Consider the following 16,957-nt stretch of genomic DNA (forward strand, 5'->3'; position numbering starts at 1 on the left):
CTGTGATCAGGCGGCGCCGGCCTGGCGGCCTATCAGGCCCGCCAGAAGGGTTTGTCAGCCTCGTAGGCAATGTCGGTCCAGGACAGGCCGACGTCGTGGAGATCGCGGGCGGTCCAGTTGGTCAATTCGCGCCTGGTCCGGTAGCGCTCGTGCCAGATATGGAGGGTCTCGCCGATCTGCTGGATCAGGCCCGGTGCATGATGATTTGTCATCGAATTGTGGGTCAAAGTAGACATATTCAGCTCCTTGAGCTAAGTTGGGAGCTAATATCTGCTTCGAAGTGCACTGCGACAAACGACAAATTGTACCATTTCGCATGAAATAAACTCATGCACTCTGCTGCCAAATGACTGCCAGATTGCCCTCTCTAAACGGATTGCGGGCGTTTGAGGCCGCCGCGCGCCATCTCAGCTTCACGCTGGCCGCATCCGAGCTGAACGTGACGCAGACCGCGATCAGCCATCAGATCCGCAGGCTCGAGGAGGAGCTTGGCATCCGCCTGTTCATCCGGCAGAACCGCGCGCTGGCGCTGACGCCGGAGGCGCGCGACTATTTGCCGGGCATCCGCGCAGCCTTCAACGACCTCCGTCTCGCGACCGACCGCCTCCTGCGCAAGGACGACGACAAGGTGCTGACGGTCTCGACGATCGCCTCGCTCGCCGCAAAATGGCTGCTGCCGCGGCTGACCGATTTCCAGGAAAGTCATCCCGGCATCGACGTCCGCATCACGACGTCGACGAGCCTCGTCGATTTCCAGCGCGACAAAGTCGATGCCGCAATCCGCTACGGCCGCGGTCAGTGGCCGGGCCTGCGCGCCGACTGGCTGATGGCGGACGAGCTGTTTCCGGTGTGCAGCCCTTCACTGCTTCGCGGCGACAGGTCGCTTCGCACGCCTGAGGATTTGAAGGGCCACGTGCTGCTGCATACCAACAACAGCGATGACTGGCGGCTGTGGTTGACGGCTGCGGGGCTTGCGACCGGCATCTCCCGCCAGCCCGGCCTCACCTTCGACATGACCTTGATGACGGTGCAGGCGGCCATCGACGGGATGGGCGTAGCGATGGGACGGACGTCCTACGTCCAGGACGACATCGCCAAGGGCCGGCTGGTGGTTCCCTTCAAGATCACGTTGCCGGCGGATGCCGGCTTTTACCTGGTCTCTCCGGAAGGCCGCCGCGAGGCGCCCAAGCTTGCCGCATTCCGCCAATGGGTGGTGGCTGCGACGCGAAATAAAGCCTGAAAAATCATCAGCTTCGGCGGTAAAATTGGTTGACTCGCCGCGCCCCGCGCGGGATGGGGTAGGTGGACAAATTGTCGCAGCAACAATCCGTCGCCTGCCGCGAAGTGAGTTCCGGTCCGGCCGCACCTTCAAGGGGATTAACGTCATGGCTGGACCAGCAGCATCAACCAATCCGCCCGCCATCAAGTCGCGCATCGGCGCGATCCTGCGCGCCACATCAGGCAATTTCCTCGAGCAGTTCGACTTCTTCCTGTTCGGCTTCTATGCGCAGGACATCGCAAAGGCGTTTTTCCCCGCGGCAGACGACACCGCTGCACTGCTCAACGCGTATGGCGTGTTCTGGCTCGGCGCGCTGATGCGCCCGGTGGGCGCCATCGTGCTCGGCGCCTATATCGACCGCATCGGCCGCCGCCAGGGCCTGATCTTGACACTGGCACTCATGGCGCTCGGCACCGTGGTCATCGCCTTCTGTCCGTCATATGCAGCGATCGGTGTAGCAGCCCCGGTCATCGTCCTGATTGGCCGATTGATCCAGGGGTTCTCGGCCGGTGTGGAACTGGGTGGCGTCTCCGTTTACCTGTCGGAGATCGCGACACCAGGCAATCGCGGTTTCTACACCTCGTTCCAGTCTTCCAGCCAGCAGGTCGCGATCTTTGTCGCAGCGATCATCGGTTTCATCCTGAGAGAAGCCATGCCGAGCGACACCTTCCTGGATGTCTTCGGTGGCGTCGCGAAGTGGCGCATCCCGTTCTTCGTCGGCTGCATCATCATCCCCGTCATCTTCTTCCTGCGGCGTTCGCTCGAGGAAACACCGGCGTTCCTCGCCATGAAGAGGCATCCGACCGCGCGCGAGGTGTTTGCATCGGCGATCGCGAACTGGCGCATCGTCATCCTCGGCATGATGATTGCCGTGCTGACCACAACGACCTTCTACTTCATCACGGTCTACGCCCCGGGCTTCGGCAAGCAGCTCAACCTATCGGCGACGGGAACGCTGCTTGTGACGCTTCTCGTCGCGGTGACCAACTTCATCTGGAATCCGGTCGGAGGCGCGCTATCCGACCGGATCGGTCGCAAGCCCGTACTGGTGACGATCGCGGCCCTGTCATTCCTGACTGCTTACCCCGCGCTGTCCTGGCTCGCGGCAGCTCCCAGCCTCGGAAAGCTGCTGGCAGTCCAGATGATGTTCTCGTTCTACTTTGGCGTTTACAGCGGCACGATGCTGGGTTGTCTGGTCGAGATCGTGCCGGCCCATGTCCGGACCACCTGCTTCTCGATCGCTTTCGCATTGGCCGCAGGCATCTTCGGCACGTCGACGCCCGCCGTAGCGACCAAGTTGATCAGCATGACCAACGGCGACAAGGCCTCGCCAGCGTACTGGCTCATGTTCGGTGCAGCGCTCGGCATCGTCGCCGCGCTGATCGTCTATCGCGGCGGCAGCAAAGCCGTTCCGACCTATGATACGGCGGCGGAGCCGGCGACGGGGCACTGAGACGGGAGTCTCACACTTCAACCCTCTCCCCGTAAGAACGGGGCGAGGGATCGGAGTCCCGGCGCGGCTGACTTACAGCTCCACCACCACGTAGTCGCTCTCGACCTTCACCGTGACAGTCTCCGCGACATACGGCCCCTTCACCACGCTTGCGCCCGGTTCGACATGAGCCGGATAGGCCTTCACGCGAAAGCGGCGGGGGTCGCAATAGGACTGGCCGGTGCGGATGTCGAATTCCCAGCCATGCCAGGGGCAGCGGATGATCTCACCCAACTTGGTGTATTCGATCTCGCCGGGATTCGATGACTGCGCCAGGCCAATCAGCGGCCCCTCGCAGAGCGCCGCGCCCTGATGCGGGCAGCGGTTCATCAGACCGAAATACTCGCCCTTGATGTTGAAGACCGCGATCGGCCGTCCTTCGATCTCCAGAAATTTTCGCGTGCCGGGCGGAAGCTCATCCACGGGCGCAATCACATGACGCGCCATCAAGCAATTCCATACAGCTTCTTTGCGTTGTCGAGATAGAATGCCGCGCGATTGGCTTCGCTGACGCCCGCCGGCAGGACGCGCGACGGCTCGTCGTAGTCCCAATGCGGATAGTCGGTGGCGAACAGCAGCCGGTCCCAGCCGATCCAGTTGATCACGTCGAACAGATCCTCGCGGCGTTCAGGATCTTCCATCGGCTGCGTCGTCCACCACACCTGCTCGCGGATATATTCCGACGGCGGTCGCTTCACATCCGGTACCTCGCTGCGCAGCCGCTGCCAGACCTTGTCGAGCCGCCACGCCAACGACGGCGCCCAGCCGAAGCCGGCCTCGATCATCACCATCTTCAATTTTGGGAAGCGCTCGAACACGCCCTCCAGAACGAGACTTGCCAGCGCCGATTGCTGGCACTGCGAATGCCCCACCATCTCCTCGATGTAATAAGACGGCCAGCCCGACGGCGTGATCGGATTGCCGCCGAAACCGAAGGCGTGCACGCCGACCGGCAGGCCCGCCTCTTCCGCGGCCTGATAGATCGGCCAATAGCGGCGCTGGCCGAGCGGCTCGACATTGCGGCTGAGCAGCAGCACCTGCACGAAATTCTTGTCGCCGGCACGCTCGCGGATTTCTGCGGCGGCCGCCAGCCCATCCTCATTGCCGACGACGATCGACGCTTTGAGTCGCTTGTCCTTGCTGGTCCATTTGTCGATCTGCCAGTCGTTGATCGCGGAACACAGCGCAGCCGAGAGATCGTGATTGCGGATGCCCTGCCCGGTATTGAGCGGATTCAGCACGCCGAGTTGCACGTTGTTGGGATCGAGCAGCTGCTTCTGCATGAAGGAGAGCGAGGAACCCTGCGGGCCGCCTTCCGGCGGATAGGCATCTCGCCGCGAAGCGTTGGGCTGCGCCTTCGGATAGGGTGGGCCTTCCATCATGCCCTGATAGGCGTGGACACCGTAGACTTCGAGGTGATGCTGCCAGCGTTTGGCGAGATAGGGATAAAGCTCGGTCCGGGTCGCGCGCGCCGGATGGATGTCGCAGTCCGCAATCGCGGTCTTGGTCGTCGGATGGGAAGCGGCCTCTGGGCTTTCGCGGAACTGGATATTCATCGCCTTGCCTCCTTTGGCAGCGGGCTCACGTCAGGCGGGGATAGGTTGCATGCGGATTGTCGATCATGATCTTGCGCACGAGATCGGGGGTGAGACCTTCGGGCAGCGCGTCCTGACCGTCGAACTGCCAGTGCGGATAGTCCGTGGAGAATAAGACCAATTCGTCGGACTGCATATGATCAAACAGGCGAATTAATGTCTCAGCGTCCGGCGGCGCATCAAATGGCTGTAATGAGAAGCGGATGTTGCTACGCACAATCTCAAGCGGCGCGCGATCGACCCATGGCGTTTCCATCCTAACGCCGCGCCAGAACTTATGCAGGCGCCAGAGATAGGGTGAGATCCAGGACACGCCGGATTCCAGCATCACCATTTTCAGCCGCGGATACTTTGCGAACACGCCCTCGACGATGAGGCTGGTGAGCTGGGTCTGGAACGCCTGGGCCTGACCGACATAGTCCTCGATGTGATAGGAACCCCAGCCCACCGCGGTCGGCGGATTGTGATAGGCGGAACCGGCGTGGACGCCGACCGGCAGGTCGAGCCGTTCGGCAGCCTCGTAGATCGGCCACAGCGCACGCTTGCCGAGCGGCGTGTCCCCCATCACAAGCACCAACACCTGCACGAAGCGCTTGTCCGGCGCACATCGCTCGATCTCGGCGACTGATTTCTCGACGCTTTGAGTCGGGATCACGATCGAGCCGCGCAGCCGGGAATCGCGATCGAGCCATTCCGTGGCGAGCCAATCATTCAACGCACGGCAGAACGCGGCCTGCATGTCCTCGGAAAACACCATTTGCACGCCGTAGAGCGGATTGCAGATAGCGTACTTGAGCTGGAAGGGATCGAGCACATGGCGCTGCATGCCCTCGAGGCTCTCACCCGGTTTGCCGGTTTCCGGACGCCAATCGGGCCGCGCCACGATCGGCGAGTTCTTCGGATAGGATTGCGAGATGAGATCGACCATGCCGCGCGTGGTCACCTGATCGCGCCAATAGTCGTTCAGGTAGGGCAGCAGGCTGGTCAGATGCGGCACGGCCGGATGCACGTCGCAATCCACTCCGCCGGCGATCAGGGACGCCATCACGTCTCTCTTCTCACGTTTCCTCGTCGAATCTTCTCGCGGATACCGCTTCGGCGCTCCGCCTTGGTTGCCATTCAAGCAGGCCTGCCCCTCGCCCGCAACTCGGCCAAGGCTTCTGTCATATGCTAGGAAGGCTGAGCTCGGTTGCGAAGGAACAGGGGATAGGGATGAAAGAGCTCGTCGGCATTGCGGAACAGGTCGCAGCGAAACTGATCGCGCGCAAACAGACCATTGCGGTTGCGGAATCGTCGGCTGGCGGCCTGATCGCGGCAAGCCTGCTCGCGGTGCCCGGCGCGTCGGCCTATTTCCTCGGCGGCGCGGTGGTCTACACCCGCGATGCCAGGCGCGTGCTGATGGATATTTCGGACGAAGGAATGAAGGGCTTTCGCTCATCGTCGGAGCCCTACGCGAAGCTCCTCGCCGAGCAGATGCGCAGCCGCTTCAGTTCCGACTGGGGCCTGTCGGAGACCGGCGCTGCCGGCCCCACCGGCAACCGCTACGGCGATGCCGCCGGCCATAGCTGCATGGCGGTCGCGGGACCTGCGGTCGAGGTTATGACGCTGGAGACGGCGAGCGGCGACCGGTTCGCCAACATGCAGGTGTTCGCGGCGACGGCGCTGAAGCTGTTGCTGAGGAAGCTGGAGGTGTGAGCGCCTGCTGCCGTGTGAGTGAGTCGCAATGATCTCACCACAAACACGACTGTCATCGCCCGGCTTGACCGGGCGATCCAGTATTCCAGAGACACTCGTTGTCGAATCGATAGGCCGCAGCGTACTGGATGCCCCGGTCAAGCCGGGGCATGACAGCGGTGGGTAGGACGACCACATCGTGAGACATCACTACCTTTCCAAATGCCGGATAAAGATCCGCACCACATAACCCTTGAATCGCGGCGCCTCGTCGTAGAGGTCCGAAGCGATCCGTTCGATGGTCTCGCGCAGCGAGGTGAACTGCGCCTGCCGCGCGCTGCTCTCGGTGCCCTGCATGCCTGCAAGCTCATCCATCGCCGCATCGCTGATCTGGCACTGCACGACCTCACCATCGTTCAGCATGGTGAAGCGGAAGGCCAGCCGTTCAAGGTCATGGCCGATGATCCTGTCACGCGTCAGCGGCATGCAATTGTCCCGTTCGCGCCCCCGAGCGGGACAATGCTGAAAATCCGGCGCCTTGTCACCATCCGCGCCAGGAAGACGGGGTCGTCATGCGGAGCCTGGCAACGGCGCCGGGCGCCTCTCCGGCGTCAATAGGCGAACGCCGTCCCGGTCGGCTTGTCGAGTGCTGCCGCCAGCGATCGATACTCCTCGCAATCCGTCCCGCAGATGGCTGCAATCCGGCTGAGGTGATAGAGCGCCTGCTCGCGATTGCCCCGCTCGAGTTGCCACAGCCCGTAATACTGCCACGTCAGGACATGGTTCGGGTCGGCCTTCAATGCACGCTCGTACCAGACCTGCGACTGCTCGTAGTCACCGAGCTTTCGGTAGGAGTAGCCGATGAGGTTGGCGACGTTCGGATGGTCGTCATGGCCAAGCGACTTCAGTTGCGAGATCGCGGTCGCGTAGTCGTTGCGCTGGTAGATGGTGTCGTAGGCCACGCGGTAACCGGCCGCGAATGCCGGATCGTCGATACTGGACTGGTTGTTCGGCTTCTTCCCTTTCTGGGTTGCCTTGGTACCCGTCCGCTTCGGATAGACTGGCTGCGGTTGCGACTGCGACGATGACGAGGCAAAGGGATCCATGGATCCCCCTCCGCCTCCGCCGCCCCCACCACCGCCTCCGCCCGCGGCAAACGCGGGCGCGCCCAACAAACCTGCCGCCAACATGCCCAGCGTGACGAACCTGATCGTTGTCGTGAACATCTCCGCCTCCTGTGAGGTTTCAAGCGGCCCCGGACCATCTGATAACCCTGCCCCGGCAGCAATATTCCGGGACGCCGTCGACGCGGAGACGTCGGCGTTCGTATGACAGCTCTGTTGCCCTTACTGGAAGGCCACCTCGGCGAAGCTGCGGAGCTTGCGCGAATGCAGTCGTTCCGACTCCTGCTGCTTGAGCCGTTCCAGCGCCTTGAGGCCGATCTCGAGATGCTGGCCGACGCGGCGACGGTAGAATTCGCTGGCCATGCCGGCGAGCTTGATCTCGCCATGCAGGGGCTTGTCGGAGACGCAGAGCAACGTGCCGTAGGGGACGCGGAAGCGATAGCCGTTGGCGGCGATCGCTGCCGATTCCATGTCGAGCGCGACCGCGCGTGATTGCGACATGCGGCGGATCACTTCTGGCCCGGATATCTCCCAGTTGCGGTTGTCGACGCTGGCAACGGTGCCCGTACGCATCAGGCGCTTGAGCTCGAAGCCCTCCAGGCCCGTGACGTCCTCCACTGCCTGCTCCAGCGCGACCTGCATCTCGGCCAATGCCGGGATCGGCACCCACAGCGGCAACTCGCGGTCGAGCACGTGGTCCTCGCGCACATAGCCATGGGCGAGCACGTAGTCGCCGAGCCGCTGCGTGTTGCGGAGGCCCGCGCAATGCCCGAGCATCAGCCAGGCATGCGGCCGCAGCACCGCGACGTGGTCGGTGACATTGCGCGCGTTCGACGGACCGGTGCCGATGTTGATCAGGCTGATGCCACGATAGCCTGGCATGACCAGATGAAAGGCCGGCATCTGCGGCGAGCGCACGGGTGCATCGCCCGTCGTCGCACCGCCGCTGCGCGTAATCACGTTGCCCGGCGCGACGAAGGCGTCGAGGCCGGCTTCGCCGGACTGAAGACGCTGCTGACACGATTGCGCGAACGCATCGACGTAAAACTGGTAGTTGGTGAAAATGACAAAGTTCTGGAAGTGCTCGGGATCGGTGCCGGTGTAGTGATAGAGTCGGCGCAGCGAGTAATCGACGCGGGCGGCACGGAACAGTGACAGCGGCTCGGGCGTGCCCGGCCGAAGTTCGAAGGTGCCGTCGGCGATGGAATCGTCCATGGTGGCAAGATCAGGTACGTCGAACGCATCGCGCAGCGACCGCGTGACCGGCGAATTCTCGCTGGTGGTGATGGCCGCTTCGATGTTGATGTCGCGGCGATAGGCGAAATGGATCGGAATCGGCTCGGCGGATTCGCCGATCTCGACGGGCACGCCGTGGTTCTGGATCAACAGGCCGATTTGCTCGGTGAGATAGGCGCGAAACAGGTCGGGTCGAGTCACGCTGGTCTCGTGCACGCCGGGTCCGGCGACGAAGCCGTAGGAAAGACGCGAATCCAGCCGCGCATGTGTCGCGGTGGTGAGGCGGACGAAGGGATAATAGGCGCGCACCCGCGTCGTGATCGCCTCGCCCGAGACATAGGCCTCGAACCGGTCGCGCAGGAATTTGGTGTTGCGCTCGTAGATTTTCTCGAGACGGGCGACGGCGAGGCCCGCATCGGAGAAGGATTTCGTGGCGATGGAGGGGGGAGATTGCATGGTTCGACCGCCGGGCTGTTTGCGTGAGTCGAACTATAGCAAAGAAGAAGGTGCCGTAGGGTGGGTTAGCCTTGGCGCAACCCACCCTACGAGATCGAATTTGCCGCGCATCACTTCTCGCGGAAGGCCCGCATGAATTGGTCGTGCAGCGGCTTCAACAGGTACGACAGCATGGTGCGGTCGCCGGTCTGCACAAACGCTTCCACCGGCATGCCGGGGATCAGCTTGGAGTCGCCGAGGCGGGCGACCTCCTCGGGGGACATCGAGACGCGGATGGTATAGTAGCTCTGGCCGGTGCGCTGGTCGGTGGTGACGTCCGGCGACACGCGGCTGACGACGCCGTTCAGTTCGGGCGTGGTGCGCTGGTTGAAGGCGGAGAGACGCAGCAACGTCTTCTGGCCGATCTGCAGCTTGTCGATATCGACAGGATTGACCTTGGCCTCGACCTGGAGGTCGTCGGTCTGGGGCACGATCAGCATCAGGGTGTCGCCGGCGGTAACGACGCCGCCGACGGTATGCACCGTCGATTGCAGCACCATGCCGTCCTGCGGCGCGCGGATGTCGACGCGACGGAGCTGGTCTTCGGCCGCGACCTTGCGCTCGATCAGCTCGCCGCTCTTGTCATTGGTTTCGCGCAGATCCTTGGAGACCTCGCTCACCATGTCCTTGTCGACCTGGATGATCTGAAGCTCGGTCTCGGTGATCTTGCCCTTGGCCTGCGCCCGCGAGGCGATGTACTGCGCGCGCTCGCCATTGAGGCGGGCGCTGTCGCGCTCCAGCGTGGTCAGGCGCGAGAGCTGCACCAGATGCTTGTCATAGAGATCGCGCACGCCGGTGAGCTCCTGCTGCACCAGCGCGATCTCCTTGTCCTTGGCTTTCTCCTGCGCCTGGAGGCCCTCGATCTCCTCGTTGAGCTGCTGGATGCGCTCGCGAAGCTGCGCCTTCTGGCCGGCACGGCCGTTGACGCGGACGTCGAACAGCTTGCTTTCGCTGTCGAGCAGCGCCTTGACGTCGGGATCGCTGACGCGATCGAGCAGCGATGAAGGGAACACGATCTTGTCGAGACCGCGCTGCTCGGCCTGGAGCCGCGCCGCGCGCGCCAGTGCAGCGTCGAGATTCTTGGTGACGATGGCGAGATTGGCCTTGGTGACGGTGTCGTCGAGCCGGACCAGGATGTCTCCGGCCTTGACCACGTCGCCGTCGCGCGCGCGCACCTCGCCGACCACGCCGCCGGTCGGGTGCTGCACCTTCTTGACGTTGGATTCGACCACGATCTGGCCCGGCGCGATCAGCGCGCCAGAGATCAGCACCGTCGAGGCCCAGCCGCCGAGACCGACGGCGAGGAACAGCACGATTCCCAGCCCGAGGATCAGGTGAAACCGGATCGATTCCCGCACGGTCCTGTTCGCGGCGGGCTTTGTCCCGTCAACCGTCACCGTGCTCATGGTTTGGCCACTCCGCCTTCGCTGACGATCTTGATCGGCGCCGGCGGCGCAACGCGGGGCTGGAGCACCTGGGCGAGCACCTGCTCCTTCGGACCGAAGGCCTGCATGCGGCCGTCACGCAGCACCAGGATCTGGTCGACCGCCTCGACGCCGATGGGCCGGTGCGCGACCACGATGACGATGGCGCCGCGTCCGCGCGCGCTGCGGATCGCACGGGTCAGGGCCTCGTCACCTTCGGTGTCGAGGTTGGAGTTGGGCTCGTCCAGCACGATCAGGAACGGATTGCCGTAGAGCGCGCGCGCCAGCGCCACGCGCTGGGCCTGGCCTGCGGAGAGCGATCCGCCCTGCTCGCCGACCTGCGTGTTGTAGCCCTCGCGCATCTTGATGATCATCTCGTGCACGCCGGCCTCCTTGGCCGCGGAGATGATGCCGTCGGAGGTGGCCTCGGGATCGAAGCGGCCGATGTTCTGCGCGATGGTGCCGGCGAACAGCTCGACGTCCTGCGGCAGGTAGCCGATGTGACGGCCGAGCACGTCCGACGACCACTGGTCGAGCGCCGCGCCGTCGAGCCGGACCTTGCCGCGGACCGGCTGCCAGACGCCGACTAGCGCGCGGATCAGGGAGGATTTGCCGGAGCCGCTGGGGCCGATCACGCCGAGGCCATTGCCGGCTTCGAGCGCGAAGGTGACGTCCTGGACGATGAGCCGCTGGTCACCCGGCGCCACCATGGCGAGGGCCTCGACCGCGAGGCGGCTGGTCGGCGCCTGCAGCTGGGTCGGTATCGCCTGCGCCGGCATCTGTTCCAGCAGACGGCTGAGGCGATGCCAGCTCTGACGGGCCGCGACGAAGGATTTCCAATGCGCGATCGCGAGATCGACCGGCGCCAATGCGCGGGCGGAGAGGATCGAGCCCGCGATGATGATGCCGGCAGTCGCCTCCTGGCGGATGACGAGCGTGGCGCCGACCGCGAGCACCGCCGATTGCAGCATCATGCGCAGCACCTTGGCGATCGCACCGAGGCCGCCGGCGACATCGCTCGCACGCTGATTGCCGGCGAGATATTTTTCGTTGGCCGCGCTCCAGCGCGCGTTCAGCCGGCCGGCCATCCCCATCGACACCAGAACTTCGGCGTTGCGGCGGCTGGACTGGGCGAGGTCGTTGCGCTGGGCGGCAAGGCCCATCGCCTCCTTCGCCGGCTGGCGGGACAGGAATTCGGTGACCAGCGTGAGGCCGACCAGGATGACGGCGCCGATCAGCGCGGTCACGCCGATCCAGACGTGGAAGGCGAAGCAGATGCCGAGATAGAGCGGCAGCCATGGCAGGTCGAAGAACGCACTCGGGCCCATGCTGCCCAGGAAGGAGCGGACATTGTCGAGGTCGCGCAGCGGCTGAAGTCCCTCGTTGCGGTTGCCGACCAGCAGCGGCAGCCGCACGATGGTGTCGAACACGCGCTTGTTCAGCGCTTCGTCGAGCGCGGTGCCGACCCGTCCCAGGATGCGGCTGCGGATCATGTCGAGCACGCCCTGCGCCATGTAGAGGCCGCCGGCGAGCACGATCAGGCCGACGAGGGTCGGAATGCTGCGGCTCGGCAGCACGCGGTCGTAAACCTCCAGCATGAAGAGCGACCCGGTCAGATAGAGCAGGTTGATCATGCAGCTCATGAAGCCGACGCCGACGAACGCGGTGCGGCAGGCACGCAGCGCGTCACCGAGCTCTGAACGGCGGAGGCCGGGAACGGCTGCCATCAGTCTGATCTCTTTCGGGTAAGGGGGAGGCCCCCCGAATTCACAGGCAAATCGAGGCGTACCCGCCCCGGATTAATATCGGGTTCTTCCCGCGGGCAACGCAATCGAATTTATCCGGGCCCGCATCACATCTACCCCGGACGGCTCGATCCGCAAGTCCGGTATTTCACAGTCTTTGCGGCTTTTTCTAGCAAAGACAAGCGCCTCCCCCCAGGGTTGGGGAGAGGCGGAGGTTCCGGTCGATCGAGACGGCTAGAGCCGGCCGCCGCCGCGCACCAGCCGCACCACCAGCAGCAGGATGACGGCGCCGATGGCGGAAAAGATGATCTCCGAGACCAGCCCGACACCGATATGGATGCCGAGCTTCGGGAACAGGAAGCTCGCGACGAACGCGCCGGCGATGCCGATCACGATGTCGCCGATGATGCCGAACCCGCTCCCCCGCACCACCTTGCCGGCGAGCCAGCCGGCGACCAGGCCGACGAACAGGATGACGATGAGGCTTTGACCAGAAATGTACATAAGTTGAAGTCCCTCTCCGTGAACGCGGCCATGGAACCGGAACCGGGATGAATGGGGTCTGAATGGTGCCCAGGGCGGGACCGGTCAGACACGAATCGCGAAAACAACCCCATGCACAGTAGAACTGGCCCATCGGGATGCGCTCGGTGGGTTGTCATAGTCCGATGTTCGCGCAGGAGAATCCTGCGAGCATGACGAGAGAGGTGTAACCGCAGCTCGGTGCTCGCTTCGGTCGCCCCCTCGCCCGCCCCTCATGACGGCAGTTTCGGGACCCGGTCGTGATGGTCGGTGACGCGCTGGAAGGCGGCGCCGACGGTGAGCAGGGTCGCTTCATCGAAGGAGCGGCCGATCAGCTGCATGCCGACAGGCAGCCCGCTCCTGGTGAAGCCCGAGGGCACCGTGAGCGACGGCAGGCCGAGGAAGTTCACCGGGCGGGTGAACAGCGTCAGCCGCTGCAGCAGCGCCGGCGCGTTCGGTCCGCCGCCGACATCGCTCTCCTCGATGGTCGGCGCCGGGATCGGCGAGGCCGGTGCGATGATGGCGTCGACGCCCGCGGCGGCCGCGTTGTGCGCAGCGAGGGCCGGGCCGCGCCAGCGCATCGCCTCGAGATAGGTGACGGCGGGAACGGAAAGGCCGTTCTGCAGCCGCATCAGCGTCTGCGCGCCGTAATCCTGCGGCCGCTCGATCATCCAGCGCTTGTGGAAGGCGGCGGCTTCGGCCGCGAGCACGAGCTGGCTTGCGGACGACAATTGCCGCTGGTCCGGCAGCTCGACCTTGACGATGTCGGCGCCTTCGCGCTTGAGCACCGCGATGGTCTCGTCCAGCACGCGCGCGACCTCGCCGTCGAGATCGTCGACATAGAAGGACGCGGGCACGCCGATCTTCAAGCCTTTCAGCGAGCCTTTGGTGGCGGCGACGTAATCCGACAGCGGTTCGCGGCTGGTCGTCGAGTCCTCCGGATCGGCACCAGCCATCAGCGCCAGCAGCAGCGCGCAGTCTTCCGCCGTGCGCGCAAGCGGACCGACCGTGTCGAGCGATTGCGACAGCGGCATCGCCCCGGCGCGGCTGACGCGGCCGACGGTCGTCTTTAGCCCCGTGACGCCGCAGAAATGCGCGGGCATGCGGATCGAGCCGCCGGTGTCGGAGCCGAGCGCCGCATAGGTCAGCCGCGCGGCGACCGACGCGCCGGAGCCCGAGGATGAACCGCCGGTGATATGCGCGACGTTCCAGGGATTGCGCACCGGGCCGTAATGGGCGTTGTGCCCGGTCGGGCCATAGGCGAATTCGGCCAGTTGCAGCGTGCCAAGGCGGACCTGGCCGGCATCCTTCAGCCGCTGCAGCGCGGTGGACGTCACCGTCGGCACGAAGTCGCGGCGGATCAGCGAGCCGCAGGTCGCGACCTTGCCGGCGTCGTAATACATGTCCTTGTGCGCGAGCGGAACGCCGTGCAGCGGACCACGCACCTCGCCTTTGGCGAGGTCGGCGTCGGCGGCATCGGCTGCCCTCAGCGCCGCTTCCGACTCGATCGACATGAAGGCGTTGAGATGCGGCTGCCATTGCGCGATGCGGTGCAGCAGGGCGCGCGTCACCTCATGGGAGGAGACCTGCCTCATCGCGATCGCACGCGCGACCTCGGTGAGCGTCATCAAGGCGGGCTCAGCGCTCATTTCGACACCTTCGCGGCTTGCGCGAGCGGATAGAGCGCGGGCTCGAGGTCGAACGGCAGCGTGCCGGCGATGACCGCAAAGCCTTCGAAGGCAGGCCCGATGGAGTTGGAAATGCGGGTCGCGATCTCGTCGTCCACGGGAATGCCGGCGATCCGTGCCGTCGCCTGGATCTCTTTTGTCGTTGGTCTCGTCATGCGGTTTCCTCTTTGGCCGCTCGGCCATGGCCTGATCCCGAAGTGGCCATGGAGCAGGCGGCCTCGTGACCCATATTACCGAGCACCGTGAGATTTGGTGCCGCATTTGCGCAGGGCGGCTCCGCAAATGGGCGGCGTCGCGATGTCCCCGCCTGCGCGGGGGCGACACTTTCGTCGTGGGACGAGCGTAAAGCCTCGCCCTCTATTTCGTCAGCAGCGCATACGCTCCGGTCCAGCCTTCCGGCGGCGGGTTGATCCTGAACTCCTTGATGCGCGCCTCGTACAGCTTGAACAGCTTTTCCAGCGTATCGGCATCCTCGCTGCGGCGGCCGCGCTCGATGGCGTCCAGCGCGCCCTGCCAATCGCAGCTGCGGTAGCAGCCGAGCATCTCGATGGTGATGTTGCGCAGGCGCTGGAACGCGGCCGAATGCATCACGTCCTCGCGGCCGGCGATCGCATAGATCACTTCCGGCTCGGTCTTGCCCTTGACCATGATGAAGTCGAGCTCGAGGATCGCGAACCTGTCCTTGGCGGCGAGCGCGGTGCGGGAGCCGACGATGATCGGGAAGCCGTATTCCTTGGTCTGGCCTTCGAGGCGTGACGCCAGGTTGACGCTGTCGCCGAGCACCGAATAGTTCTTCTTCAGATCGGAGCCCATGTTGCCGACCACGCCGATGCCGGTGTTGAGACCGATGCCGACATTGAGCGGGATGTAGATGCGGCCGCCGTCGGCGGCCTCCTGCTCGCGCTCCTTGTTGACCACGTCGATCTTCTCGAGCATCTGGACCGCGGCCTCGCAGGCGTTGACCTGGTGGTTGGCATCGTCGAGCGGTGCATTCCAGAACGCCATGATGGCGTCGCCCATGTATTTGTCGACGTAGCCCTTCTCTTCGATGATCACGTCGGTGAGCGGCGTCAGGAAGCGGTTCATCAGCACGATGAGCCCTTGCGGATCGTGCTTGTAGCTCTCCGAAATCGTGGTGAAGCCGCGCACGTCGGAGAACATGATCGTCATCTCGCGCTCCTCGCCGCCGAGCACGACCTTCTCCGGCGACTGCGCCATCTGCTCGACCAGGACGGGCGACATGTATTGCGCGAAGATGCCGCGGATCTCCTTCCGCTGCCGCTGCTCGCGCACGAAGCTCGCGAAGATGAAGGTCAGGTAGATCGCGGTCGTCGACAGCAGCGGATAGGTGAAGTCGATGATATAGCGGTACTGCGAGTAGAAGAACCAGGACGTGCCGATCAGGATGGCGGCGAACATCGCGCCCGCAACCACCAGCCTGACCGGGCCGAGATTCGGCGTGAAGATGATGACGAGAATGCCGATGATCATCGCTGCGAGCAATTCGATGCCGAGCGCGTAGTTCGGCCGGGAGATCGTTGCGCCCGTCAATATGCTTTCGAGCACCTGGGCGTGAATCTCGACACCCGGCATGGCGCGCGACACCGGCGTGGTCTTGATGTCGTTCAGGCCGACCGCGGAGGTACCGATCAGCACCAGCTTGCCGTTGATCTTGCTCGGCGGCACGGTGTTGTCGAGCACGTCGGCCGCCGAGACGTAGATCGAGGGATCGTGACGGGCATAGTGCACCCAGATTTGACCGTTCTCGTCGGTCGGGATCTCGACACCCTTGAGGCGGACGGCGCGGACGCCGGCCTTGTCGGTCCGCACCAGCAGCGTCGGAGTCCCCGTGACGACCCGCAGGATCTCGAGGCTGAGCGAGGGCATGATGTTGCCCTGCGCGAGCATGACCGTCGGCACGCGCCGGATCAGGCCGTCGCGCTCGGTCCTGATCGTGAACAGGCCGCGACCGGCGGCGACCTTCTCGATGACGGGCACGTTGCGCAGGAGGCCCGGGAATTCGAACAGAAAGCGCTCGGCCCCGGCTTCACCGACCGTCGCCACGCCGGTGAAGGGAAGCTCCTTGTCGATCTCCGACGTGATCGTCGACTGCCCGGTCTCGCCCAGCACCACGCGCGAGCGCCTGATCGCTTCGGAGAGGACCTGGTCGTTGCTCGGCAGTTCGCGCAGCCTGGTGCGGGTGGCGTCGTCCAGATAGCGCATCTGGCTCGCAACCAGATCCGGATTGAGCCGGTCGGGCTCGGAGAACACCACGTCGAAGCCGATCGCCACCGCGCCGTTGCTGGTGAGGTTGATGATCATGTCCGCGATGCGCGTGCGCGACCATGGCCACTGGCCGAACCTGGCAAGGCTCTTGTCGTCGATGTCGACGATGGTGACCGGCCGCACCGTCTTGTGCCGGGGATCGATCAGTTGGAACATGTCGAAGGTGCGGAGCCGCAGTTCCTGGACCGGCGGCGGATCCCAGAGCCGAAGGGCTGCAAACACGATCAGCAGCCCAAGGCACAGCAGCCGCGCGAAGCCGAATTTTTGCGCGAACCACCGGCGCCAGATTTTGAGACGTTTCATGTCAGTCGAGCTTCCTGCCGCGCGCCACGTCCTCGGAGGCCGATCATGGAACTTCAGTGCGCGGTTGGCTATTCCCTGGGGCGAAGGATTGTCG

At 64.4% G+C, this 16,957-nt stretch carries 16 protein-coding genes and 1 pseudogene; 3 read left to right on the forward strand and 14 right to left on the reverse strand.

The window, feature by feature from the left end:
* Positions 1-32: 32 nt before the first annotated feature.
* Positions 33-236: a DUF1127 domain-containing protein gene (locus tag XH90_RS32275; RefSeq protein WP_194478260.1), complete on the reverse strand. Its 204-nt coding sequence runs from the start codon at positions 234-236 to the stop codon at positions 33-35.
* Positions 237-346: 110 nt separating this feature from the next.
* Between XH90_RS32275 and XH90_RS32280 the strand changes: the two genes are divergently transcribed.
* Both XH90_RS32280 and XH90_RS32285 read left to right on the forward strand, forming a co-directional pair.
* Entirely contained in the window at positions 347-1,240 is an 894-nt protein-coding gene (locus XH90_RS32280) for a transcriptional regulator GcvA (RefSeq protein WP_194478261.1), read from the forward strand.
* A gap of 145 nt (positions 1,241-1,385) precedes the next feature.
* The gene (locus XH90_RS32285) at positions 1,386-2,732 is read left to right on the forward strand and encodes an MFS transporter (RefSeq protein ID WP_194478262.1); all 1,347 of its coding nucleotides are present in this window, start codon (positions 1,386-1,388) and stop codon (positions 2,730-2,732) included.
* 72 nt (positions 2,733-2,804) lie between these two features.
* On the opposite strand, the gene XH90_RS32290 is transcribed toward XH90_RS32285, so the two are convergent.
* From XH90_RS32290 to XH90_RS32300, 3 genes are read right to left on the reverse strand one after another with little or no spacing between them, the layout of a single operon-like run.
* Positions 2,805-3,218, reverse strand: a complete 414-nt coding sequence (locus XH90_RS32290; protein WP_194478263.1) for a Rieske (2Fe-2S) protein — start codon at positions 3,216-3,218, stop codon at positions 2,805-2,807.
* Positions 3,218-4,327 carry an amidohydrolase family protein gene (locus tag XH90_RS32295; RefSeq protein ID WP_194478264.1) on the reverse strand — a complete coding sequence of 370 codons (1,110 nt, stop codon included), beginning with the start codon at positions 4,325-4,327 and terminating at the stop codon, positions 3,218-3,220. Before XH90_RS32295 ends, XH90_RS32290 begins: the two co-directional genes overlap by 1 nt.
* A 25-nt stretch (positions 4,328-4,352) precedes the next feature.
* Positions 4,353-5,411, reverse strand: coding sequence for an amidohydrolase family protein (locus XH90_RS32300; RefSeq protein ID WP_194478265.1), 1,059 nt, complete (start codon positions 5,409-5,411; stop codon positions 4,353-4,355).
* A gap of 167 nt (positions 5,412-5,578) precedes the next feature.
* Here XH90_RS32300 and XH90_RS32305 point away from each other — a divergent pair, with 167 nt between their 5' ends.
* Complete coding sequence (locus XH90_RS32305; RefSeq protein WP_194478266.1) at positions 5,579-6,061, forward strand: CinA family protein; 483 nt, start codon at positions 5,579-5,581, stop codon at positions 6,059-6,061.
* A gap of 189 nt (positions 6,062-6,250) precedes the next feature.
* Here the strand turns inward: XH90_RS32305 and XH90_RS32310 are convergent, their stop codons facing one another.
* The 10 genes and pseudogenes from XH90_RS32310 to XH90_RS32350 all read right to left on the reverse strand — a co-directional run bounded on the left by XH90_RS32310 (position 6,251) and on the right by XH90_RS32350 (position 16,863).
* Complete coding sequence (locus tag XH90_RS32310) at positions 6,251-6,526, reverse strand: DUF1488 family protein (RefSeq protein WP_194478267.1); 276 nt, start codon at positions 6,524-6,526, stop codon at positions 6,251-6,253.
* Between the two features lie 125 nt (positions 6,527-6,651).
* Complete coding sequence (locus XH90_RS32315) at positions 6,652-7,266, reverse strand: M48 family metallopeptidase (RefSeq protein ID WP_194478268.1); 615 nt, start codon at positions 7,264-7,266, stop codon at positions 6,652-6,654.
* Positions 7,267-7,386: 120 nt separating this feature from the next.
* The gene (locus XH90_RS32320) at positions 7,387-8,856 is read right to left on the reverse strand and encodes an AMP nucleosidase (protein WP_194478269.1); all 1,470 of its coding nucleotides are present in this window, start codon (positions 8,854-8,856) and stop codon (positions 7,387-7,389) included.
* Between the two features lie 110 nt (positions 8,857-8,966).
* On the reverse strand, positions 8,967-10,301 hold the full coding sequence (locus tag XH90_RS32325; RefSeq protein ID WP_194478270.1) for an HlyD family type I secretion periplasmic adaptor subunit: 1,335 nt from the start codon (positions 10,299-10,301) through the stop codon (positions 8,967-8,969).
* Complete coding sequence (locus tag XH90_RS32330; protein WP_194478271.1) at positions 10,298-12,046, reverse strand: type I secretion system permease/ATPase; 1,749 nt, start codon at positions 12,044-12,046, stop codon at positions 10,298-10,300. The genes XH90_RS32325 and XH90_RS32330 overlap by 4 nt, the downstream gene beginning before the upstream one ends.
* Before the next feature lie 252 nt (positions 12,047-12,298).
* Complete coding sequence (locus XH90_RS32335; RefSeq protein ID WP_194478272.1) at positions 12,299-12,568, reverse strand: GlsB/YeaQ/YmgE family stress response membrane protein; 270 nt, start codon at positions 12,566-12,568, stop codon at positions 12,299-12,301.
* Between the two features lie 251 nt (positions 12,569-12,819).
* Positions 12,820-14,235: an amidase gene (locus XH90_RS32340; protein ID WP_194478273.1), complete on the reverse strand. Its 1,416-nt coding sequence runs from the start codon at positions 14,233-14,235 to the stop codon at positions 12,820-12,822.
* Complete coding sequence (locus XH90_RS32345; protein WP_194478274.1) at positions 14,232-14,429, reverse strand: hypothetical protein; 198 nt, start codon at positions 14,427-14,429, stop codon at positions 14,232-14,234. Before XH90_RS32345 ends, XH90_RS32340 begins: the two co-directional genes overlap by 4 nt.
* A pseudogene (locus tag XH90_RS39205) lies at positions 14,426-14,566 on the reverse strand (dipeptide/oligopeptide/nickel ABC transporter ATP-binding protein); the annotation flags it as partial. The pseudogene XH90_RS39205 and the gene XH90_RS32345, both read right to left, overlap by 4 nt.
* 65 nt (positions 14,567-14,631) lie before the next feature.
* Entirely contained in the window at positions 14,632-16,863 is a 2,232-nt protein-coding gene (locus XH90_RS32350; RefSeq protein ID WP_194478275.1) for a CHASE2 domain-containing protein, read from the reverse strand.
* Positions 16,864-16,957: the final 94 nt, after the last annotated feature.

It is taken from the genome of Bradyrhizobium sp. CCBAU 53338, assembly GCF_015291665.1.
Taxonomy (GTDB): Bacteria; Pseudomonadota; Alphaproteobacteria; order Rhizobiales; family Xanthobacteraceae; genus Bradyrhizobium.